The sequence below is a fragment of the Parabacteroides leei genome, from assembly GCF_023369805.1.
In the GTDB taxonomy this organism is placed as follows: Bacteria; Bacteroidota; Bacteroidia; order Bacteroidales; family Tannerellaceae; genus Parabacteroides; species Parabacteroides leei.
In genome coordinates, this window is record NZ_JAMBQG010000014.1 from 1 (window position 1) to 23,950 (window position 23,950).

Annotated in this window: 18 protein-coding genes; all 18 read left to right on the plus strand. The window is 43.4% G+C overall.

The features are described 5' to 3' along the window. Positions 1-185: 185 nt before the first annotated feature. The 18 genes from M1P97_RS18065 to M1P97_RS18150 all read left to right on the plus strand — a co-directional run bounded on the left by M1P97_RS18065 (position 186) and on the right by M1P97_RS18150 (position 23,908). Positions 186-782: an RNA polymerase sigma-70 factor gene (locus tag M1P97_RS18065; protein ID WP_195370284.1), complete on the plus strand. Its 597-nt coding sequence runs from the start codon at positions 186-188 to the stop codon at positions 780-782. A gap of 64 nt (positions 783-846) precedes the next feature. Next, positions 847-1,863 (plus strand): FecR family protein, encoded by a 1,017-nt coding sequence (locus M1P97_RS18070; RefSeq protein WP_195370283.1) that lies wholly within the window; start codon positions 847-849, stop codon positions 1,861-1,863. A gap of 241 nt (positions 1,864-2,104) precedes the next feature. Continuing rightward, complete coding sequence (locus tag M1P97_RS18075; RefSeq protein WP_195370282.1) at positions 2,105-5,449, plus strand: SusC/RagA family TonB-linked outer membrane protein; 3,345 nt, start codon at positions 2,105-2,107, stop codon at positions 5,447-5,449. Positions 5,450-5,463: 14 nt separating this feature from the next. After that, on the plus strand, positions 5,464-7,086 hold the full coding sequence (locus M1P97_RS18080; protein ID WP_195370281.1) for a SusD/RagB family nutrient-binding outer membrane lipoprotein: 1,623 nt from the start codon (positions 5,464-5,466) through the stop codon (positions 7,084-7,086). A gap of 9 nt (positions 7,087-7,095) precedes the next feature. Continuing rightward, positions 7,096-9,045: a glycoside hydrolase family 97 protein gene (locus tag M1P97_RS18085; RefSeq protein ID WP_249389800.1), complete on the plus strand. Its 1,950-nt coding sequence runs from the start codon at positions 7,096-7,098 to the stop codon at positions 9,043-9,045. A 202-nt stretch (positions 9,046-9,247) separates the two neighbouring features. Beyond that, positions 9,248-9,862: an RNA polymerase sigma-70 factor gene (locus M1P97_RS18090; protein WP_195370279.1), complete on the plus strand. Its 615-nt coding sequence runs from the start codon at positions 9,248-9,250 to the stop codon at positions 9,860-9,862. Positions 9,863-10,103: 241 nt separating this feature from the next. Further along, the gene (locus M1P97_RS18095; RefSeq protein WP_229058325.1) at positions 10,104-11,102 is read left to right on the plus strand and encodes a FecR family protein; all 999 of its coding nucleotides are present in this window, start codon (positions 10,104-10,106) and stop codon (positions 11,100-11,102) included. 51 nt (positions 11,103-11,153) lie between these two features. Next, positions 11,154-14,399: a TonB-dependent receptor gene (locus M1P97_RS18100; protein ID WP_249389863.1), complete on the plus strand. Its 3,246-nt coding sequence runs from the start codon at positions 11,154-11,156 to the stop codon at positions 14,397-14,399. A 17-nt stretch (positions 14,400-14,416) separates the two neighbouring features. Further along, positions 14,417-15,964: a RagB/SusD family nutrient uptake outer membrane protein gene (locus M1P97_RS18105; RefSeq protein ID WP_195370278.1), complete on the plus strand. Its 1,548-nt coding sequence runs from the start codon at positions 14,417-14,419 to the stop codon at positions 15,962-15,964. Positions 15,965-16,138: 174 nt separating this feature from the next. Next, entirely contained in the window at positions 16,139-16,462 is a 324-nt protein-coding gene (locus tag M1P97_RS18110) for an L-rhamnose mutarotase (RefSeq protein ID WP_249389801.1), read from the plus strand. Between the two features lie 46 nt (positions 16,463-16,508). Further along, positions 16,509-17,177 (plus strand): cobalamin B12-binding domain-containing protein, encoded by a 669-nt coding sequence (locus tag M1P97_RS18115; protein WP_195370276.1) that lies wholly within the window; start codon positions 16,509-16,511, stop codon positions 17,175-17,177. 6 nt (positions 17,178-17,183) lie between these two features. Then, a complete protein-coding gene (locus M1P97_RS18120) occupies positions 17,184-18,182 on the plus strand; it encodes a uroporphyrinogen decarboxylase family protein (RefSeq protein WP_195370275.1) in 999 nt (332 codons plus the stop codon). Then, positions 18,179-18,880 (plus strand): vitamin B12 dependent-methionine synthase activation domain-containing protein, encoded by a 702-nt coding sequence (locus M1P97_RS18125; protein WP_249389802.1) that lies wholly within the window; start codon positions 18,179-18,181, stop codon positions 18,878-18,880. Before M1P97_RS18120 ends, M1P97_RS18125 begins: the two co-directional genes overlap by 4 nt. A 5-nt stretch (positions 18,881-18,885) precedes the next feature. Further along, positions 18,886-19,914 carry an L-rhamnose/proton symporter RhaT gene (locus M1P97_RS18130; RefSeq protein ID WP_249389803.1) on the plus strand — a complete coding sequence of 343 codons (1,029 nt, stop codon included), beginning with the start codon at positions 18,886-18,888 and terminating at the stop codon, positions 19,912-19,914. A 44-nt stretch (positions 19,915-19,958) separates the two neighbouring features. Beyond that, the gene (locus M1P97_RS18135) at positions 19,959-21,206 is read left to right on the plus strand and encodes a uroporphyrinogen decarboxylase family protein (RefSeq protein WP_249389804.1); all 1,248 of its coding nucleotides are present in this window, start codon (positions 19,959-19,961) and stop codon (positions 21,204-21,206) included. Between the two features lie 75 nt (positions 21,207-21,281). After that, the gene (locus M1P97_RS18140) at positions 21,282-22,511 is read left to right on the plus strand and encodes a 3-phosphoshikimate 1-carboxyvinyltransferase (RefSeq protein ID WP_249389805.1); all 1,230 of its coding nucleotides are present in this window, start codon (positions 21,282-21,284) and stop codon (positions 22,509-22,511) included. A gap of 1 nt (position 22,512) precedes the next feature. After that, complete coding sequence (locus tag M1P97_RS18145; protein WP_075559329.1) at positions 22,513-22,932, plus strand: phospholipase; 420 nt, start codon at positions 22,513-22,515, stop codon at positions 22,930-22,932. 169 nt (positions 22,933-23,101) lie between these two features. After that, positions 23,102-23,908: a metal ABC transporter permease gene (locus tag M1P97_RS18150; RefSeq protein ID WP_195370271.1), complete on the plus strand. Its 807-nt coding sequence runs from the start codon at positions 23,102-23,104 to the stop codon at positions 23,906-23,908. The last annotated feature ends 42 nt before the right edge of the window (positions 23,909-23,950 follow it).

A 23,950-nucleotide genomic window follows, 5' to 3' on the forward strand; every position in this document is an offset into this window, starting at 1 on the left:
TGACTTAGTCCTTTATGAACTAGGTCAATAAAAAGGGGCATGTTGTAGATTGTACCTGAAACAGGAAAAGGGTGCATATCATTTATAGATCAATATATTTCTAAGTCTTATTTCTGTGTCGCTAAAAGGAATCTAACATTCAAATAAATTTTTATCTTTGCCGGAGTTAATGGAGAGAAAGAGATATGGAAAAGCACACACTGAAGGATATAGATGCTACAGTACTGAGACGCCTGAAGGAAGGAGATGAAACTGCTTTCGAATCTATTTATTGGAAATATAATTCGCATGTCTTCAACTTTATCAATTCGCTATTGTATGACAGAGTTTTGTCCGAAGATATTACTCAGAGTGTTTTTATGAAAATATGGGAGAGACGTGAATCGATAGACCTGGATAAGGGTTTTGATGCGTATCTCTTTACTATAGCCCGTAATATGGTCTATAAGGAAACGGAGAACCGCCTGTTATCTGAGTCTGCATTTTATGCATTGTCCCAGCAGCAAACTAATGAAGACTTTCTGATGGAAGAGAAAATCGATGCAGATTCACTCCGTCTCTATATCGATAACCTGATCGAACAATTGCCTCTGTCCAGAAAAGAAATATTTAAGTTAAGCCGTAGAGAACACTTGTCGAATAAAGAAATTGCTGCCCGTCTATCGATCTCCGAAAAAACAGTAGAGACTCAACTCTACCGTTCATTACGTTTTTTGAAAGAGAAATTATCCAATGATCATTTATTGGCTATATTACTGGTTGTATTGGCTAATGAATGTTAAATATGAGTTTTTTCTACTCCCCTTGTAAGGGATTGCCCTTCTTTTCGGATATACAACTTAAACGATGACAAAAAACAATATAAATATAAAGCTACTCGATCGCTTTATGCGTGGCGAAACATCTCCGGAGGAAGAGCAGTTGCTTCTGGAATGGTTCCGTAATTCTGCGTCGAGGAATGAAATTCTGAACTTTTATCAACAGCGGTGGATTGAAACCTTTGATGAAGAGTTGCCTGCAGAAGTTCAGGGACGGATGTTCCTGCGCATTAAGGAAAGAATGCATGAAATAGAGGAATCACAAAAAAGACGGGAAACTAGGAGTATTAAATCCAAATTGTCTTTTACTCGTTTCTTGCCTTATGCAGCTACTATATTATTATGTATAGGAATTTTTTCTTCTTATTTATATACTCTGAATAAATCGCAGGTTGCCAGTGAATATATCGTATCGGCAGAAAAAGGACAGAGGGCAAGTATCGTACTACCGGATGGAACCAAGGTCTGGCTGAATTCGCATACCGAGCTCCGTTACAAAAGTGATTACGGTGTAAAAGAACGGAATGTCTCTTTAAACGGGGAGGCCTATTTTGAGGTGTCGAAAGATAAGGAACATCGTTTTGTTGTAAAAGCCGGTGAGATGGAGGTGGAGGCTTTGGGCACATCATTCAATGTGAAGGCATATAATGAAGATCCCGATTTTGTCGCTACCCTGTTTGAAGGAAGTATAAAGGCCGGAACGGGGAAGGATAATTCGGTTATCCTAACTCCAGACCAGCATGTCAGTCTGAATCGGCAAAGCAGGAGCCTGACTGTCGGTAAGTCCGAGAATGTATCGTATGCCCGCATGTGGCGTAATAACGAACTCGCTTTTGAAAGAGAGAAACTGGATGACATTGCCCTCTTACTGAATCGAATGTACAATGTACGGCTCGAGTTTAAATCAGACAAGATAAGGAACTATCGTTTTTCGGGTGTTATCAAGAATAATAGCTTAGACAATGTAATAGAGATAATAAGCCTTACAGCTCCCATTATTTATGAGTCACATGGAGACACGATCATATTGGATGCGAAGCCGTAGTGAGAATAAATAAATTGTTAATCTTAAAAATTGAATAGCCTATGACGTAAGAATAGTCAAAAAAAGGGGACAGGCTCCAAAGGAGAGCTGTCCCACTCACACGATCTTTTACAAATCAGAATCAATCATTCTCCTTGTTTATAGAGATAACTTGCCGGTTATCTCCGGAGTTTAATGACTCTTGATTCTGCTTGTAAAGTTACTATTTATAATCTTTTATACGATTAAAAAACATCTAAAAATGAGTAACATCAAGCAAATAATTTTACGGGCAGCTTTATGCAGTCTTATGCTTGCCTCTTCAGGCATGACAATTGCTGCCCAGATTTCAATCGCTGCAAAGAATAAACCTTTACGTGAAGTTATTAAAGATATCGAAAAGAATAGCGATTATCGTTTCTTCTATAATGAAGACCTGACCGGTTTAAACACAGTTGTGTCTGTTGAAGCAACCAGTGGAGATATTAAGAAAGTATTGGATAAAATAGTTGCTGAAGCAGGAATTACTTATATTCTGAAAGAGAATAACCAGATTGTTTTATCTGCCCGTTCGGCTCAGGTAAAACAACAATCTACGCGGATAATCACAGGACGTGTAACCGACCAGAAAGGTGATCCGGTTATTGGAGCCAATGTATCAGTGAAAGGAACTACAAACGGTACAATTACCGATATGGATGGTAATTTCTCACTGGAGATATCCGGAAGTCCGGTTGTTCTGGTATCCTATATCGGATATAAGAACCGCGAAATTGTAGTAGGTAAAGAGAAAACCCTGTCTGTTCAATTATTGGAAGATACCCAATTGCTGGATGAAGTAGTGGTAACAGCTTTGGGTATCTCAAAGAGCGAACGTGCATTGAATTATTCTGCCGCCCAGTTATCCGCATCGGAGATAAGCGAAGTGCATTCAGGAAATTTACTGACAAGTTTGGGAGGTAAGATCGCCGGATTGGATATTACCGGGAATAAACGTAGCGGTTCTACTAAAATAGTTTTAAGAGGAATTGGTGAAATAGCATCAGGCTCTACAAATAAACCTTTGTATGTTATTGACGGTGTACCTGTCGATAACTCGAACAATACCGATGTGAGTCCGTTCGGTGGAACAGATTATGGTGATGGCCTGAGTGGGATGAATATGGATGATATTGAATCCATCAGTGTACTGAAAGGTCCGTCGGCTGCCGCTCTTTATGGCTCGAAGGCTTCCCGTGGAGCTCTCCTTATCACTACAAAGAAAGGTGTAGCCGATCAGGGAATCGGTATCGAGTTCAACACAAATACATCCATGTTGATGCCTTATGCCGGATTGGCCCAGTATCAGCAGGTGTATGGTAGCGGACAAGGAGGAAACTATCCGAAGACACTGGCCGATGCTATGGCTGTTTCTGAAGACGCTTATGGCGCGAAACTCGATCCAAATACGACATCTGTCTTTATCGATGGCTCGGAACATAAATATGTTTCCCGTTATAAACCGATGGATTTTTATAATAATGGTTTTAATACAGCCAATACGCTCTCTATCATCGGTGGAACAAAGAAAGCCACTTTCCGTTTTGCTTATGGAAACGAGTATTACAAGGATATTACTCCAGCTTTTAATTATATGAAACATAACCTGACCATGCGTATGAATGGTGATCTGACTTCACGCCTGAGTTATGATTTCAAAATCAATTTTAATGTAACAAATGCCCATCAACGCCCGGAAAGCGGACACGGACAATTCAACCCGACAACGGTATTACCCATTATGGGAGCCGATACGGATTTGAAGAAACTGGAAGCTATGGGACGTGATATCACTACCGGTGGTCTGATGAACAACTGGGACGGTGCACTGAATCCTTATTATATATTGTATCAATATAAGAATAACGACCAGAGCTATAATGGCAACGGACTGGCTTCTGTCAGTTATAAGATACTGAATAACCTGAAAGTCACTTATCGCCAGGGGTTAGAAATGACCGATTTTAATACCGATCAGACTATTCCGCAGGGATCAGGTTTCTGGGCTTCTATGGCCGGACGTTCCGATTATATGACAAAGGGTGGAATGAGCAAGTATAATAGTAAGAACCTGCTGGTGAATAGTGATTTGTATGCAGAATATCATGGAGAGTTCGGTAAGTTCGGACTGGATGCGATGATGGGAGGAAACTACTGGTCACAGAAAACCCGCAGCACCAGTGTAGAAGCTGCCGACTTCATTGCAGAAGGTTTATATACTCCGAGCAATGCCAAAAATCAGAAAGCCTCTTTTTATATGATGAATAAACGTATGTGGGGTATGTATGGTTCTTTGGACCTGTCGTATAACCGCTTTCTTTACCTATCATTTACGGCCAGAAACGACTGGAGTTCTACTCTGCCTAAACAGAATAACTCTTATTTCTATCCTTCTGTCGGAGGTAGCTTGGTTTTTTCTGAGTTAATGGATCGCCCGGACTGGTTCAGCTTTGGTAAGATACGTGCTTCATGGGCACAGGTCGGTAGTGATACGAATGCTTATCAGTTGGATATGTATTACGGCTTATTCCCCGGAGGTTTTCCCACTGAATCGGGTTCGATTGTATACCCCGGAAATATTCAGAATACACAGCTGCCACCGCTTGACCTGAAGCCGATGAGAACAAATTCGGCCGAATATGGTCTCGATATCCGTTTCTTTAACGATCGTCTTGGCTTGGATGTTTCCTACTATAACAATACGACAAAAGATCAGATCTTGCAGATCCCTATTCCTAATTCATCTGGATTTTCATCCAGCCTGATGAATGCTGGTTCTGTGAACAATCATGGTTTTGAAATCTCATTGAGCGGAAGGCCTGTCGAGACAAAAAATTTCTCCTGGGATCTGGGCTTTACGTTGTCACGCAATTATAGCAAGGTGAAGAAACTGCATGACGGATTGAAGAGCATACAGATGTATTTTGTGGAGGCAATGAGTGTAATGGCTATCGAGGGTGAACCTTACGGCGTGATGTACGGCTCAGACTATCTATATGACGACTCCGGGAATATTCAGCGCGATGCCAATGGATACCCATTGTACGATAAGAGTTATAATTCTTATCTAGGCTCTGCTATTCCGAAAGTGATTATGGGACTTACCAGTCATCTGGAATACAAAGACTTTTATTTGAACCTGACTATCGACAGCCGTCTGGGACATAAGTATTATTCAAAGACTTCCCGTTGGATGTATGAACACGGAACCCATATCAATACAGTGCCCGGACGCGATGACTATTATGCAAACGGAACTGGTCTCGATCCGTTGAAGTTAGGTAAGATCCAGAGTGTTACAGCTTCTCAGAACGTATATAACGGTGGTTTTATCCGTATGAAGGAAATATCGCTGGGATATAAATTACCGGTAAGCTTTATCTCCAAGCTGATGCTTAAACAGGCTAATGTCTCGTTGGTATTCAGTAATCCGTTCTTCATCTGGAGGGGAAGCGATTTTTGTGATCCGACATTCTCACTGAATTCGACCGTGGGTATGGAAGGTGTTGAAAACGGTGGTGAACCTGCTGTACGTTCTTTAGGTATAAATCTGAATCTTAAATTTTAAAACACTGGTAAACAATGAAACATATAATAAATTATTTGTCGATGGCATTACTGGGACTTACATTGACTAATTGTAATGCTGACTTTGGTGATTTGAATAAAGATCCCAATAAAGTGACGAAGATAGGAACAGACAATCTCTTCCACAATGTAGTAGGTACATTGAGTATACCTTCCGGCGAAATGAAATATTTCGCTCCGATGATGCAATATACGGCAACGACCAATGGTAACTACGATATTGTCGGTAATACATTTACGGTGGACGGAACCGCAATGGGCGTTTACTCAAGCATATGGAGATCTTATTGTGTAGACTACCTGCGTTATATCAACCTGATGGACGATCAACTGGCAGAGGAAATAGCTTCAGCTTCAAAACAAGCACAGGTCGATATTGTCCGTGCACTTGTATCGAGCAGATATACCGATACATTCGGTCCCGTTCCTTATGATGAAGGAGGAAAGGCTCTGAATGGAATTTCTTATCCCGTATACAGAACTGAAAAGGATATCTATCTGGGGACGGATAAATTCAAAGGTCTTCTGCAATTACTGGATGATGGAGTTCAGACATTGCAAAATTCTTCTGATCCGGTTTTCGAAGACGATATCCTGTATGGCGGTAGCCGCGACAAATGGATTAAATTCGGAGCTTCACTTATGCTGCGTATGGCTATCCAGATATCGAATGTAGAACCGGAGCTGGCTAAGGCGTACGTGAGTAAAGCCGTTGCAGCCGGAGTTATTTCTTCGATGGATGAAGTGGCGAAAGTCAATCACCAGCCGACAGTGACCGGACAACCCAGTTACCTCGATAACACATGGGCTACCGATATCTTGTATTATATCGGTTCACGTGGTTACTGTTATTCAAGTACCTATATTTCTGCATTCAAGAAATACAGTGCTTCTCAAATCGATCCGCGCCTGAAATATATAGCTGCCGTTTACGATGGCGAAGGAAAGTTTTACGACAATTATGAGGATTACGAAGGTATGAAGAACGGATGTGAAATGGATGATGTCGATGACGTTTTGAAAGATATGACATTTGATGAAGATTTTGCTCCTAATATCGGACGTTACGGCTTTGCTTCATTCAAAAAAGAAACAGTGCTCAACCGGAAAGGCGCAACAACAGTAATGGGTGCAGCCGAAGTTTATTTCCTGTTGGCTGAAGCTGTGTTGAAAGGCTATATATCCGGAACAGCAGATACATATTACCGGGAAGGTATCCGCATGGGTATGCGTTCGTTGACTCTGATCGGAGCTCCTATCACCGATGAGGAAATCGAAAACTATGTCAATACGGTTCCCACACTGGGTGAAAATAAAGCAATGAACCTGAGAGGTGCGCTGGATGAAGTGATCACACAAAAATGGCTGGCACTGTTCGGCAATGGTCTTCAGATCTGGAACGATTGGAGACGTACACATTATCCGAGTGTCATTACCGACAATCCTAACCCCAGCAAGTTAAGCGTTACAAATGGAAAAATGATCGGTCGTCTGCCTTATCCGCAAGATGAAATGGTACGTAATGAAGCCAACTATCTGAATGGAACGGCTGAGTTATCCAATAAGACAAACGATTATATGAATGATGTGTGGTGGGCTTTGCCTTATTATAAATAAAACTAGTATATGAAAAAAGTAGTATCAATAAGCAGTAGCCTCTGGCTGCTGCTTTTACTCTTTGCAGCACAAATGCATGCTGCTACTCAGGATGTGTATTCTCCTGATAAGAAGTTGAAAGTCTCGGTCAATACTGCCGGACAGATCGCTTACTCTGTTTATGCCGGCGACGACCTTCTGTTGAAAGATTGTTCCCTCCGGTTGGATTTGGGTGATGAGGTATTGGGTACTTCAGCCGTGTTGAAAACTGTCAAGCGGGGGACTATTCATGAAACGATAAAACCTGAGATTACCTTTAAGAATGCAGTGGTGGAAAACAATTGCAATACCCTGTTGCTTAACTTTAAGGGAGATTTTTCTGTCGAATTCAGAGTGTTCGACGACGGTGTTGCCTATCGTTTTATAACAGCCCGGAAAGGACAGATCGATATTTATGATGAAACTTGCGGTATCAATTTCGGCAGCGATTATCTGGCCCATATCTCGCAACCCAACAGTTTTAAAACATCATATGAATATCCTTATACCCATATCCATACAACAGACTATAAGGCAAATGATAAGATGACCTATTTGCCTATCCTGCTGGAAAATGAGCAAGGGTATAAGATATTGATTTCGGAAGCCGATTTGTCCGATTATCCCTGTATGTTTTTCAGAAGTACAGGAAGAAATGGCCTGACTTCTGTATTCCCGAATTGCCCTTTAGAGTTTGGAGAAGATGGCGATCGCAGTCTGAAGATCGTAAAAGAAGCGGATTATATAGCACACACCTCCGGTAGCCGTAGCTTTCCGTGGCGCTTCTTCATGATCACCAAAGACGATCGGCAGCTGATTGGAAACGATATGGTTTGTAAGTTGTCGTCTCCGAATGTATTAGGGGATGTGAGCTGGGTAAAACCCGGTCATGTTGCCTGGGAATGGTGGCATGATGCAGCATTATATGGAGTGGATTTCAAGTCTGGTTATAATATGGACTCTTATAAATATTATATTGATTTTGCATCTGCCAATGGCATTCCTTATATGCTGCTGGATGAAGGATGGGCCGAGACGACTTATAATCCTTTCATTCCCAATCCCACAATTGATTTGTTCGAACTAATCAGTTATGCCAAAGAACGGAATGTGAAGATAGTCCTTTGGCTTACCTGGCTGGCAGTGGAAAATAACTTCGACCTGTTCCAGAAATTCAACGAATGGGGAATTGCCGGAGTGAAGATCGACTTTATGGATCGCAGCGACCAGTGGATGGTAAACTATTATGAACGTGTGGCCAAAGAAGCAGCCAAGCACCATTTGTTTGTCGATTTTCACGGCTCATTTAAACCGGCAGGACTGGAACATAAGTATCCGAATGTGATCTCTTACGAAGGTGTACTGGGAATGGAGCAGGGGAACCGTTGCATACCAGACAACAGTATCTATTTGCCTTTCATGCGAAACTTTGTCGGTCCGATGGATTACACGCCGGGCTCTATGGTCAGTGCGCATCCCGAAGATGTACATTATACCCGCACCAATGCTATGAGCGTCGGTACCCGTGCTTATCAGTTGGCTTTGTATGTTGTTTTTGAAAGTGGATTGCAAATGCTGGCCGATAATCCTATTTATTATAACCGGGAGAAGGATTGTCTGGACTTTATGGCTTCCGTTCCGGTTGTCTGGGATGAAACATGTTGCTTGTATGCCAAGGTGGGCGAGGCTGTTGTCGTATCCCGTCGCAAAGGAGATAAATGGTATATCGGAGGAATTTCCGGAAGTAAAGGAAAAGAGGTAACGATAAACCTTGATTTCTTGCCAGAAGGTAAAGAATTTAATATGGACTATTTCCAGGATGGCGTAAATGCAGAACGCCAGGCCATGGATTATAAAAAGGATAGTAAAAAAGTGGATGCTTCCTCAAGCGTAACGATCCGTATGGTTCGTAACGGAGGTTGGGCTGCCATATTGGAATGATTGAAATAGAAGGGAAGGTCCCGGTCAAAAAAGACCATTAGTTTTTATTAACAACCCTTCGGGTATACATATCCGAAGGGTTGTTTTGTTTTATATCTGACATAAAGCAGTGCTTGTATAAAGTAGAAGAAAGGTTTGTCGTGTAAACTTCAGAATAATTTCTCTACATTTGTCTTTTATTAATGGCGTTACATGGTGATGTATGGCAGATTTTACCGACGAGAAAACATTATTACGGGAAATAAAGAACGGAAACGATCAGGCTTTTGAATTTCTTTTCAGAAGTTATTATCCTCGTTTGCGCGGGTATGCCTCTCGTTTTGTGGAAGATCAGGAGGCCATAAGGGATATTATCCAGGAAAGTTTTCTGAAATTCTGGGAGAAACGTCAGTTTATAGAAGCCATATCCGTGTCTTCCCTTTTGTTTGCAATGGTTCGGAATGCCTGTCTGAATTATTTAAAACATATTCAAATAGTAGAACAGCATAGTGTCGAGTATCTGGCCACTCTTCCCGGAAAAGAAGAACTTTATAGTCTTGATTTTAACCTGACTCCCGAATGTACCTTATTATATAAGGAATTGCAGGAACAGGTGGACGCCGTTATAAACACACTGCCTCTACGTTGCCGTGAAGTATTTATTATGAGCCGTTTTGATAAAAAGAAAAATCGTGAGATAGCTGAAGCTTTAGGTATCTCTACGACCGCTGTTGAAAAGCATATAGCCAAAGCCTTAATGACCTTCTCCAAATATTTCAAAGATAAGTATCCGCTTGATATTTATATTATTGTTATTGCATGGTTGTTATCCGATTAGAAAGTAACATTAGACTTGTCGGTCTTTTCTCTATCAGCTGTCTATAATCTTCCTCTGAGGCTACTGGAGCATCATATATTATGCCACTAAATTTTCATATAATACGAAAAAGTTATTTCATGGTATGTTTTATAGATCTACGCAGGCGGTAAAAGAAAAAGTAGTTCCAAGGATAAAAAACGGATTCCCGGGGTTGGGTAAAATAGAAATGAGTTGTTACATCATATAGAAATCAAAAATTATGGAATTGGAAAAGGAGAATATTCATCGATTAGCTGTGCATTATTTTGAAGGGAACATCACATTACCGGAAGAGGAAGAGCTCTTCCGGTTTGTGAATGCCTGTACGGATAATTATGAAATGTTCCGTCTGTGGGAAAAAGGGTGGATGCAATCTGCTGTACCTGCGCAGGATGTCGTCAGCGAATGGAAACATTTGCAACGGCGCGTCCGGATACAAGGCGGCATGCCGGAGATGTTGAGGCCGAAGCGATATAGTTTGCGCCAGGCAGTGGCAGTAGCCGCTGTAATCGTAGTCGTATTGTTAGGTGGTTCTTATGGGATATTTTCCCTTTTTAGTAAGCAGGCAGATCCCGCTTACTTTGCCTTGGTCACTGCCTACGGAGAGAAAAGCAGAGTGATGCTGACCGATGGAACCGTTGTTTGGCTGAATGCCGGATCTACTTTACGCTATGCCGATAATTTTAATGCAAAGAACAGGGTGGTGGAACTGGAAGGAGAAGCTTATTTCGAAGTGGAAAAGCAATCCGATAAAACTCCTTTTCTGGTGAAGACCGGTTGCTATGATGTTGTGGTAAAAGGAACCAAGTTCAATGTGACATCTTACCCGGAAGACCCTTTTTCGGCAACGACATTATTGGAAGGAGCTGTCGATGTTTTGTATCAAGGCCGGCAAATGGAAGTGAAGCCCGGCGAAATGCTCTGCTTCGATAGGGAAAAGAAAGACTTTACCTGCCATCAGGTACAGGCCTCGCAATACCGTTCGTGGATAGAAGGAAGGGTCGAATATGACGAAATAGCTTTGGGCGAACTGGCTGTCCGCCTGTCAAGAAAGTATGATGTGAAGATACATCTGGATACAACGCTTGATAAAGACGCCACCTTCAGGGTTACATTGCGGAACGAGGAGACTATCGATCAGTTCCTGAGGGCATTGTCCGATATCATCCCGATACGCTTTGAACGGCAGGGGCAAGATATTTATATCAGAAAACAATAGCGCATTTGTTTATATATGTATTAAATCTAATAACTAACTATCTATCTTATGATGTACAAAAAACTCGTGGGAAGGTCATTAATACTGGCCTTACTACTATCCGGCTCATTATCGGTGGACGCCCAGAAAATCACTCAACAGTTCAGGAATGTCCCTTTGAAAACAGTATTGGAGGAAGTGGAGAAACAGCTCCAGTATTCAGTCATCTATAAAAAAGATGAAGTGAATGAGCAAAAACAGATAAATCATAATTTTAAGGATGCATCTGTAGATGAAGTCTTGTCGGCTATTCTGGATAACGGATTAAGCTACTCTATTCAGGGTAAAATGATCGTTATTTCACTAAAGACCGCTAAAACATCGACCCCGCAGCAACAGAAAAAAGTAACAGGTGTTGTGAAGGACAAAACCGGAGAACCGGTGATCGGAGCGAATGTAATAGAACGCGGAACAACAAACGGGACAGTGACCGACCTCGACGGACGTTTTACGTTGGAAGTACCCCGGAATGCAGTTCTGCAAATCTCCTATATCGGCTATATGGAACAGGAAATCCCGGTTAACAACCGGAATGATATTTCTGTCTCTCTTCTGGACGATACACAGAATCTGGATGAGATCGTTGTTGTCGGTTACGGAACACAAAAGAAGGTGAACCTGACCGGCGCCGTAAGTAGTGTGAAAGCAGATGTGCTTGAAAACAGAACGACTTCGGATCCGGTAAATATGCTGACGGGTAACGTTTCGGGTGTGACCATTGTACAGAATGCCGGACAGCCGGGAGCCGACGGAGCTGCTTTGCGTGTTCGCGGTGTCGGTACGCTCGGTAATTCCGAAGCGATGGTTATCATTGATGGTGTGGAGTCGTCGATGAGTAATGTCGATCCGAACGACATCGAGAATATTTCCGTATTGAAAGATGCTGCGGCAGCTTCTATTTACGGTGTGCGTGCGGCAAACGGCGTTGTGTTGATTACTACTAAAAGAGGTTCTGTAGGTAAGCCCGTCATCTCCTATAATGGATATGTAGGTTGGCAGGAAGCAACCCGCTTACCGAAATATCTGGATTCATATAACTATGGTGTGCTGTTGAATGAGGCCTATAAGAATGACGGATTGGAAGGACTGTATTCCGATACAGACCTTCAGAAATTCAGAGACGGTTCTGATCCGGATCATTTTGCCAATAGCGACTGGTTAGGTGCTTTGTTTAGCGAAAACGGACTATTCCATAATCACTATTTGAGTGTGAACGGTGGGTCTGAGGCCATTAAATATTCCCTTTCCTTTGGTTATCATAATAAGGAAGGGTTGATACCCAATACCGAATATAATAAGTTCAATGTCCGTTCAAATCTCGATGCCAAGATCAACGACCGGCTGAATATCTCTTTAAACCTTTCGGCCTATCGTAGCCGTATGGCATCTCCTGCTACCGGTATGACTGATATCATGTATTATGCTTTTCGTGAGACACCTGTCACTCCGATTCAGTTTCAGAACGGAAACTACGGTTTGTTTAAGAATGAGCACAACTCGGTAGCTTCAGCCCGGGAAAGTGGTCTTGCGCGTACCTATAATAATAACTTCCAGGGAAGTGCTTCTTTTACCTATAAGATCATCGAGGGATTATCTTTGCGGGGAAATGCTTCAACCACATTTAACCTGAAAGACGAACATACTTTCCTCAGAAGTATGAAATTCTATACAGCAGATTCTACGGATCCTATCCGTACTACCCGCAGTTCCGTAGAAAACAAGGACAACAAGATGCTGGAAGTAAATCTTCAGGCGTATCTGGATTATGCGAAGAGTTTCGGCAAACACGACCTGAAGGGACTGTTGGGGTATTCCCAATTATATAACCAGTATCGTATCTTAGGAGCATCCCGTAAAGATCTTCCTCTGAATAACAGCCTGGGTGAAGTAAATGCCGGTGACGTTACGACACAGGCTACCGAAGGGAATATGGTGGAATACGCTTTGCGTTCAGCCTTTGCCCGTGTGAACTATACGTTTGACAACCGCTACCTGTTGGAGGCGAATATCAGATATGACGGTACTTCACGCTTTCCGAAAGATAACCGTTTCGGAGCATTCCCTTCTTTTTCTGCCGGATGGCGTGTGTCTGAAGAAAGTTTCTTTACGGCTTCCTGGGTCGATAACCTGAAGTTGCGTGCTTCCTGGGGGCAACTGGGTAATCAGGAGATTGGCGATTATGCCTTCTATAATACCTATATGTTCGGTCAGAACTACAACTTCGGTAATATGTTGTATCCCGGTATTTCTATCAATGAAAAGATGGCCAACTCGATCATTACCTGGGAAAAGACAGACCAGATAGATATTGGTGTCGATGCGGATGCTTTCGGCGGCAAGTTGAGTTTTACCGGCGACTTCTTTGTAAAGAATACAAAAGATATCCTGCTGGAGTTGCCTATCCCTGAGATCGTAGGTGTGAAGCCCCCGATGCAGAATGCCGGTAAGGTTCGTAATACAGGTATGGAAATGCAGATCAGCCATAACAACCAGATCAATGATTTCAAATATTATGCAACATTCAACTTCAGTTATGTGCATAATGAAATTACTGACCTGAGCGGAGGTGATACTCCCGGACGTTCTGTAGGCGATCCGATCAATAATATCTATGGGTATGTTTGTGAAGGAATCTTTAAAGACCAGGCGGAGATCGATGGGCATCCGACACAAATCTGGGGTGCTAAGCCGGGTGACCTAAAATATAAAGATTTGAATAATGATAAGAAGATCGATGAAAACGACCGTCAGTCGCTGGGTACTTATTTCCCTAAAATAAACTACGGACTTCGTTTGGGGTTCGAATATAAGAACTTTGACTTTTCAGCCTTGTTGCAAGGAGCCGGAATGGTCAATGCAATTGTGAAGGATGAGATCAACAAAGCATTCTATAATGGAGGAAAAGTAACCGAATACCATTTGGATCGCTGGACACCGGATAACCTGGATGCTACGTATCCCCGTTTGTCTATGAAAGATTCTAAAAAGAACTGGATGACTTCTACTTTCTGGATGCAGAATGCCTCTTATCTGAAGATGAGAAATATGCAGATTGGTTATTCATTACCTAAACGGGTGCTGGCAGATTCGGGGATTACTCGCCTGAGAGTGTACTTTAGTGTAGACAACCTGTTCACTATTACCGGATTTGACGGTGTTGACCCGGAATCGGCTTACAATATGAAAGACTTATCTGTGGCTAGCAGCTATTATCCGCTGACAAGAAATTATTCATTTGGTGTTAACCTTTCATTTTAATAAACTGTAGACGAATTATGAAACTGAAATATTTATTTATCTCACTTATTTTGTTGTCCGGAACCGGTTGTAACGACGGTTTTTTAGACAAGATCCCAACAGACCAGCTTTCTGACGAATCTTTCTGGATGGTGAAAGAAGATGCTGTGAAGTATTCCGCAGCCACTTATCGTTACCTGGTTCAATCGGGTAACCATATGGTTATGCTCGATTGTTATACGGATAATGCTGTGCCCGTTCATATTCATGCGGAGCAGGGTGATATATCGTCTTGTACCGCCACGGCTTCGAATCCTCACTTCAAGCAGGTCTGGCAGGATGCTTACCGTGGAATCCGTCGCTGTAATATCTTCCTGGATAATATAGCCAAGGTAGATATGGGAGAAGATGAGAAAACGGTCCTGATTGGTGAGATTGAATTCTTACGGGCTTATTTCCATGCCACTTTGCTAAAGTTTTACGGTGGTATTCCTATTCTGACTCGTGCTTTGGAGTTGAATGAAACAATCCCTTCGCGCAATACGGAAGAAGAAGTCTATAAGTTTATTGTAGAGGAATGCGATAAGGCAGCACAAAAATTACCGTTAACCCGTTCCGATAACACGGAATTGGGGCGTGCCAATAAGGGGGCTGCTTTGGCTTTGAAAGCCCATATCAGTTACCTGATGAAGAAATATGATATGGCAGCCAGTGCGGCAAAGGAGGTAATGAACTTGGGGGTTTATAGTCTGTATGGTAATTATGGGGATCTGTTCTCTGCTGAACATGAAAATAACAGTGAAGTGATATTCGATCATCAGTACATGGAGAATGCACTGGATTATGATTACACAGGCAGCTGGATCGATCAATTCTTCTCTCCGTTGATGATGGGCGGTTGGGAGGCCTTGTCGCCGACACAGGATCTTATCGATTCCTATGAATGTATGGATGGAAAATCTATTCAGGACTCGAAGTTATATAATCCGGATAGGCCTTTTGAGAATCGTGATCCCCGCCTGGCTTATTCAATCCTGTGGCATGGCTGTGAATTCGGAGGGCAGATATACAGCACGGAAGGAACAATGGGGAATGGGAATGCCACCCGTACCGGCTATACCATGCGTAAATATATTAATCCGAAAAATGTAGGAAACGAATATCCCGGCTGGACTAATTATATCCTGTTCCGCTATGCTGAAATATTACTGATCTACGCAGAAGCCCAGAACGAATTAAATGGGCCGGATGCTTCCGTATATGATGCTGTGAACAAGATCCGTCAGCGTCCAAGTGTGGAACTTCCTCCTTTACCGGCTAATCTGACGAAGGATCAAATGCGTGATGCCATTAGACGTGAGCGTCGTGTGGAATTTACCTTTGAAGGAATCCATTTGTTTGAAACCCGTAGTTGGAAGACAACCGAAGCTTGTGTGAATAAACCTGCTTACGGTATGACTTTCGACGGGAAAAAGGTATTGGTAGAACAACGCAAGTTCGATCCGAACAAGAATTACTTATGGGCAATTCCTTTAACTGAAATCGATCTGGCCAAAGGATCATTGGTACAGAATCCTGGATATTGATTATTCATAGATAATAAAAGCCCTTGGCAGTTCACTTTTGCCAGGGGCTTTTTGCGTTTTACCGTTTCAGGCCGGTAAATGTCGGAAACAGTCAAAATAACCACGAATATTGAAAACTCCTGTTGTTTTGGATCCAATATCTTTGTGATACTTAATCTAATATACATAAGAAGTATGAAACGTTACGGGAGTGTTATCGGTGTAAAACCGGAAAAGCTGGAAGAATATAAAAAGTTACATGCTGCCGTATGGCCGGATGTTTTAACGATGATAAAAGAGTGCAATATACGGAACTATTCGATTTTCTATAGGGACGGGATGTTGTATAGTTATTATGAGTATATCGGTGATGATTACGAAAAAGATATGCAGCGAATGGCTGCCGATCCCATTACGCAGGAATGGTGGAAACTGACCGATCCCTGTCAGCAAGCCTTAGAGAACCGTAGGCCCGGAGAATGGTGGGCGGCTATGGAAGAAGTTTTCCATACGGACTGAATATAGTGCCTCTTTCGAAATGAATAAGCTTTAAATATTATTGAACATGAATGACATTATTAGTAAACTTGGCGAATGCGTGGAATTCGGCAAGATCAATCTGGCATCGCCCTATCCGCCGGCAATGAAAGGCTTGCCCGGTGCAGATGAACTGACCCGCGAGGCTTTGGAGAGCGGCTTATCTCCTCAATCAATACTGAATGAAGCCCTGATTCCGGCAATGAACCGGGTCGGCAATAAGTTTACGGAAGGAAAGATATTCGTACCGCAAATGTTGTTGTCGGCTAAAGCGATGAACAGTGCTATGAAACATCTGAAACCCTATTTTCAGAATGGTGAGATCAAACGGAAAGGAGTATTTGTTATCGGTACCGTTATGGGTGATTTGCACGATATCGGCAAGAACCTGACGGGTATGATGGTGGAAGGTTCCGGCTGGGAAGTGATCGACCTGGGGACGGATGTGCCGGCCGAGAAGTATATCCAGGCATTGGATGAACATCCGGGAGCTGTTTGCGGTATGTCTGCCTTGCTGACTACAACCATGAGTAATATGCAACCGATGATCGCCTCTATCCGGGCAAAATATCCCAATACTAAAGTTGTCGTCGGCGGAGCTCCGTTGAATGCGGAGTTTGCACAAAAGATCGGAGCGGATGCTTATGCCCGTGATCCGCAGGATAATATTAACTGGTTGGATTCAATCGTAGCCTGATAGCGTATGAATAAGTTTATCAAACAATTACAAGACAGTGACAAGCGGATCGCTATCCCTATTATGACTCATCCCGGTATTGAAGCGATCGGGAAAAAGGTGATCGATGCCGTTACGGACGGAAATGTACACTATCAGGCAATCAGGAATGTGACGGAAACTTACCATACAACGGCTTGTACCGTCATAATGGATTTGACTGTTGAGGCAGAGGCTTTTGGTTGTACGATCAATATGCCGGAACATGAAGTGCCCAGTGTTACAGGCCGACTGGTATATGATGAAGAAACCGTGAACAATCTGCAGGTTCCTTCTTTATCTGCCGGCCGGATGCCGGAATATCTGAAAGCAAACCGCCTGGCTGTTGAAAACATAAAGGACAAACCTGTCCTGTCCGGTTGTATCGGTCCTTTCTCATTAGCGGGAAGACTCTACGATATGTCCGAGATCATGGTCGGAATTTATATCGAGCCGGATGTGATTAAAACATTATTGGATAAATGTACAGCTTATATTACTGCTTATTGTCGGGAGCTGAAAGCGATCGGTGCAACAGGTGTGATCATGGCTGAACCGGCTGCCGGGTTACTTTCCAATGAGGACTGTCAGGAATATTCGACCGTTTATGTCCGGCAGATAGTGGAGGCGGTACAGGATGAAGACTTTACCGTGATCTTACATAACTGCGGAAATAAAGGACAATGTACCCAAGCTATGATCGATTCCGGCGCTGCAGCTCTACATTTCGGAAATGCTGTGGATATGGTTGAGACATTGGAACAATGTCCGTCAGACCTTATTGTGATGGGAAACATCGACCCTGTCGGCATCCTGAAACAAGCTACATCAGAAGAGGTGTACCGGGCCACAGCCGATCTTCTGTCAAAAACATTGCAGTATAAAAACTTTGTTATCTCTTCCGGCTGTGATATGCCGCCTTTGGTTCCGGATGCAAATATCAAAGCGTTCTATCAGGCAATAGCTGATTTTAATGCGGGAAAATGATGTTCCGGTCATATACATTTTCGTTTGAGGAGGTTCGTCCGGAAATACCGGTATTGATGGAGTACCTCCAGATTCCCGATTCGGAGAGCTATGTTCTCGTTGCGGAGATTGTGGAGAGGACCTTTGACGAATTGAAAGATTCGAAAGAGATCATCGGCGGATATCGTATACTGGATTGTCCGGAAGTAAATATAAAAGAAGGAATAGTCACTTGTTCTTCAGGTCGCTTGCATACGGGACGTAAGATTAGCGGTTATATGAAAGGAGCCGGTCGGATCGCTTTATTTCTTTGTACGGCGGGGAAAACTTTTACCGAATTGTCGCATGTTTATCAACAGAATGGCGATTTTTTGGAAGCATTTGTAGTCGAGTCGATTGGCTCGGCGACCGTTGAGAATGCGATGGATAAGGTACAGCTGCATTTGGAGAATGCGATGATGGAACAGGGAAAGAAGATCACGAACCGTTATAGTCCCGGTTATTGCGAATGGGCACTCTCCGGGCAGCGTGATCTGTTCGCTTATATCGGCGATCATCCGACGGGGATCACGATCAATGAATCTTGTCTGATGCAACCGATTAAATCGGTTAGCGGAATTATAGGAATAGGGGATGAGGTCAGAAAGCGACCTTATGGCTGTGACATTTGCAACAGTACCTCTTGTGCGTATCGGAATATTAGAAGAAAAAACCAATAAGAGTTATGACATTTGAATTATTATTTGGAATCGGGCTGATAGCTATCGGAGCTTTCTCGTCAGGTAGTTTTTCGATTCCTTTCGGAAAGACCCGTAACTGGGCCTGGGAAAACTATTGGCTGATATATAGTTTGTTTGCTTATGTGATCGTGCCTGTGGTGGCATGTTATGTTTTTTGTCCTGGCTTTATGAATGTGCTGTCCGATGTCCCGGTACAGACATTGGGATGGATCTTTTTACTGGGGATTATCTATGGCATTTGTAATCTGACTTTCGGACTTTCCCTGCGTTATCTGGGACTCTCGTTAGGTTTTTCGCTTTCTCTGGGATTGATGATGATACTGGGGACGATCATTCCTCCGGCTATCGACGGGCGGTTGAGTATTCTTTTGCAACAATCCGGAGGAACTATGTTGATTGTAGGTCTGTTGATTGCCGCAGTCGGTATAGCTCTGAGTGGATATGCCGGTTACCGGAAAGATAACGGTGCCGGACCGGAAGCGAATCCGGAACTTAATTTCGGGAAAGGGCTGGTACTGGTTTTCTTTGTCGGCATAACCGGAGCATCGCAAGCTTTGGGTATAGAACAGGGAGCCGGCATTTCGTTAGCCCTGCTCGCTTCGGGTATCGATCCGTTATTCCAGACATTGCCAGTCTTTTTCGTATTGTTCGGCGGCTCTTTTCTGGCTACTGCACTTTGGTGTCTGTTCCTGTCGAAAAAGAATAACAACCTGAAAGCTTTTGTAAAGACTAAGGATATTACAGTTTCAAGCAATTATCTCTATTGTGGTTTGGCCGGCTTTCTCTGGTTTGTCAACTTTATCTTTTATGGTATGGGAAAAAGCCGGATGGGAGAGTTCTCGTTTACGGCCTGGGGCATATTGATGTCGTTGACCATTGTCTTTGCTACCCTTTGGGGATTATATCGGGGGGAATGGAAAGCTACGGATACAAAGACGAAAGCCTGGATGTATGCCGGTCTGGCTGTATTGGTTACCGCTTCTTTCATTATTGGAATGAGTGGGGGAGAGTGATGGAAATTGAAAATTGAGAATTGAAAATTGAAAAATGAAAAATAATGACTTCAAGAGAACGTGTTTTATCAGCTATAGCTCATAAAGAGCCCGACCGTGTTCCGGTCGATATGGGAGCAACTCCCAGTTCGGGTATCTCGGCAATTGCCTATTCCAATTTGCTGAAACATTTAGGACGAACCGATTTGCCGGTGCAGATATACGATGTCGTACAGCAACTGGCACAACCGGATATGTCGTTGATCGATCAGTTCGGTATCGATGTCCTCGATATTGGCCGGACGTTTAATTTACGACCTTCCGACTGGCACGAAACAATATTGGCAAACGGAGATAAGGCTTTATATCCTGCCTGGTTCCACCCGATAGAACAACCGAATGGCTCTTATCACTGCTATGATACGGACGGAAAGCGGGTATTGGCAATGATGCCGAAGGGTGCCACTTTCTTTGACCAGTCTTATTTCCCTTATGTGGATGGCTATCCCGACAGCTATGATAATCTGGATGACGAGATGGGACGTGTCCTTTGGTCGCGTTACGTGCACAGTCCCTGGGATCATGCTGCCGATGATGGTTTCTGGGAGCAGTTGAGAACAAATGCCCTGCATTTGCGGGAAACAACGGATAAGGCATTGATGATCGTCTGTGGTTGTAACCTTTTTGAATGGGGTACTTTCCTGCGCCGGATGGATAATTTCCTGATGGACCTGCTTTGTGATCCGGACCAGGTGGAGCGTGTATTGGATGAATTACTGGAACGCCACCTGGCAACACTGGAAAAGGTCTGTACTTCGGTCGGCGACGTTGTAGACATTATCCGTTTTGGGGATGACCTTGGAATGACGACCGGGCCGTTCATGGATCCGGATACTTACAAGACCCTTTTCAAACCTCGTCATAAGCAGTTATGTGATTATGTCAAATCACATAGTCAGATGCACACTTTTATCCATTCCTGTGGCTCTATCTCTTCATTGATGCCCCATATGATCGAGGCAGGGATTGAAGTATTCAACCCGGTACAAACCAATGCTGTGGATATGTCCCCTGAATTCCTGAAAAAAGAATTCGGACAGGATTGTACTTTCTGGGGTGGTGGTGTAGAAACCGTCGGTACGTTGAATAACGGCACACCGGATCAGGTGCGTGAACAGGTGTTGGAGCGTTTGGAGATCATGTCGTCCGGTGGTGGCTTTGTCTTTAATACTGTACATAATATACTTCCGGATGTTCCGCCGGAGAATATTATCGCCATGTTTGATGCGGTAAAAGAATTTAATGACAGGTGAACTGAACTTCATTTTGTATATAAGTAGAATAATTTCCGTACTTTTGTCTTCTAATTTAAAGAACAGACAAAAGCAATGAAATATCTTATAAAAGGCCCGGAGGGAGCTATCCGGGCTTCCGTACAACTTCCTGCTTCCAAGAGCATCAGTAACCGTGCATTGATATTGAATGCCCTGAGTTATAGTCCTTACGATATACAGAATCTTTCCGATTGTGATGATACGGAGGTAATGATCCGGGCGTTGAACTCCAATAGTAGTGACTTCGATATAAAAGCAGCCGGAACAGCGATGCGCTTCCTGACCGCTTTCCTTTCCAAGATCATCGGTGAATGGACGATCACCGGAACGGAACGGATGAAGAACCGCCCTATTAAATTGCTGGTCGATGCACTGAATTCTTTAGGTGCCCGTATCGAATATATCGAAAAAGAAGGCTATCCTCCTTTACGTATTTTCGGAAGTGCTTTGCAGGGAGGAGAGATTTCATTGAACGGAGGTATCAGTTCGCAATATATATCTGCCTTATTGATGATCGCTCCGCTGATGGAGAATGGTTTGACGCTTAACCTCGAAGGGAATATTATTTCCCGTCCTTATATCAACCTGACATTGCAGTTGATGGAGCAGTTCGGTGTGAAAGCTACCTGGAACGGACAGACAATCAAGATACTTCCTCAGGAATATAAACCGATCCGTTTTACTGTAGAGTCAGACTGGAGTGCCGCTTCTTACTGGTATTCCATGATGGCTTTATCGAAAAACGCTGAAATAGAACTACTCGGCCTATTCAGGAATAGTTTGCAAGGTGATGCTGCCGGAGCGAAACTATTTGCCCAACTGGGAGTCGGCACCACTTTTACCGACCGCGGTGTGCAGTTGAAACGCAATGGGAATGTGGCAAAGAAACTTATCTACAATTTTGTGAACGAGCCGGATCTGGCACAAACATTTGTTGTTGTCTGTGTGTTATTAAATATCCCCTTCCGTTTCACCGGGCTGCAAACACTGAAGATAAAAGAAACCGATCGTATCGAAGCTCTGAAAACGGAACTTCGTAAACTCGGTTATCTATTGACCGACAGCAACGACAGCATACTGGAATGGAACGGAGAAAGATGCGAGCCGGAATCGGATCCGGTAATTGCCACTTACGAAGATCATCGGATGGCTATGGCTTTTGCCCCGGCTGCTTTGGTTTTGCAGCAGGGAATAAAGATAGCCGATCCCGGAGTGGTAACGAAGAGTTACCCTGCTTACTGGGATGATCTCAGGGAAACTGGTTATACTGTAGAGGAGGTTTAATATGTGGTATATCATCATAGGTGTAATCGTGCTGGGTGTTCTTGCCGCCGTAGCCGGTTATTTCAGAAATAAGAAACTGCAGAAGATGCTGGAACGCGGGGAGATCAGCGAGATCCCCGAAGCCCGCGAAATACCTGAAGAGTGTTGCGGACAGCATGAGACCTGCGAACGCGATAGCTTACTGGCTGCCGTAAGTAAAAAAATAGAATATTACGACGATGAGGAACTGGATCGTTTCCGGGGACTGGAAGGTGACGAATACGATGAAGAAGCCGTCAACGAATTCCGTGAAGTGCTCTATACCTTGCAGGATATCGAGGTGGCCGGGTGGCTCCGTAGTCTCCAGCTTCGTGCCGTGAACCTGCCGGATGCCCTGAAGGATGAAGCATTCCTTATTGTCGGTGAGAGGAGAATACATTAAACGGTAGAGAACGTCAACAAGTGTTCGATATAAAGATTGTTTCTCCCTAGTGAAACACTTGTTTCTCTTAGGTGAAACATTTGTTTCTTCCCAGTGAAACTTTCTACACCTCGTACTGGATATGAAGATAAGATTGCACAAATAAGACGAACCATCATACGGAATGAATATGGATCTATTACAATATACTTTTTTTCAACATGCCCTGATCGGTAGCCTGTTAACCGCCATCACCTGCGGTATTGTCGGAACCTATGTGGTTGCGCGTCGGCTGGTGTTTATCAGCGGTGGTATAACACATGCCTCTTTCGGTGGTCTGGGGCTTGGTTTTTACCTGGGGACAAATCCCATCCTAATGGCGATGGTCTTTTCCGTCCTTTCCGCTTTCGGAGTGGAGTGGGCCAGCAAGACGCAGAATGTCCGCGAAGACTCGGCGATAGCCGGTGTCTGGGCGCTGGGTATGGCTTTGGGGGTGATATTTATTTTCCTTACGCCCGGCTATTCACCGAACCTTTCGGCTTACCTGTTCGGTAATATCCTGACGATCTCCATGTCTGATATAATCTGGATAGCCGCCTTTGCAGTCGTATTGATCGCTGTCTTTGCCCTGTATCTACGGGAAATAGTATATGTTGCTTTCGATAGTGATTTTGCCAAGACACAGCATATTCATGTAAAGTGGATCGAATATATGATGATGTTCTTTATTGCCGTTACCATTGTCTTGTCTATCCGTTTGGTAGGGATTATGTTGCTGATGAGTCTTTTGACTTTGCCACAGATCACCGTCAATCTCTTCACTTCCGACTTTAAAAAGATAATTGTAGGTAGCATCGTTCTGGGGTTCCTGGGATGCGTTACCGGCCTGATCCTTTCTTATTTTCTGAACGTACCTTCCGGTGCCTTTATCATCCTGGTTCTGGTATTGGTCTTTTTGCTTCTGAAAGGCGTATTATTCTTTACGAAAAGGCAATAAAACAGTTTGTTCTTAGTTTATTATATGATAAAGAGCTATCAT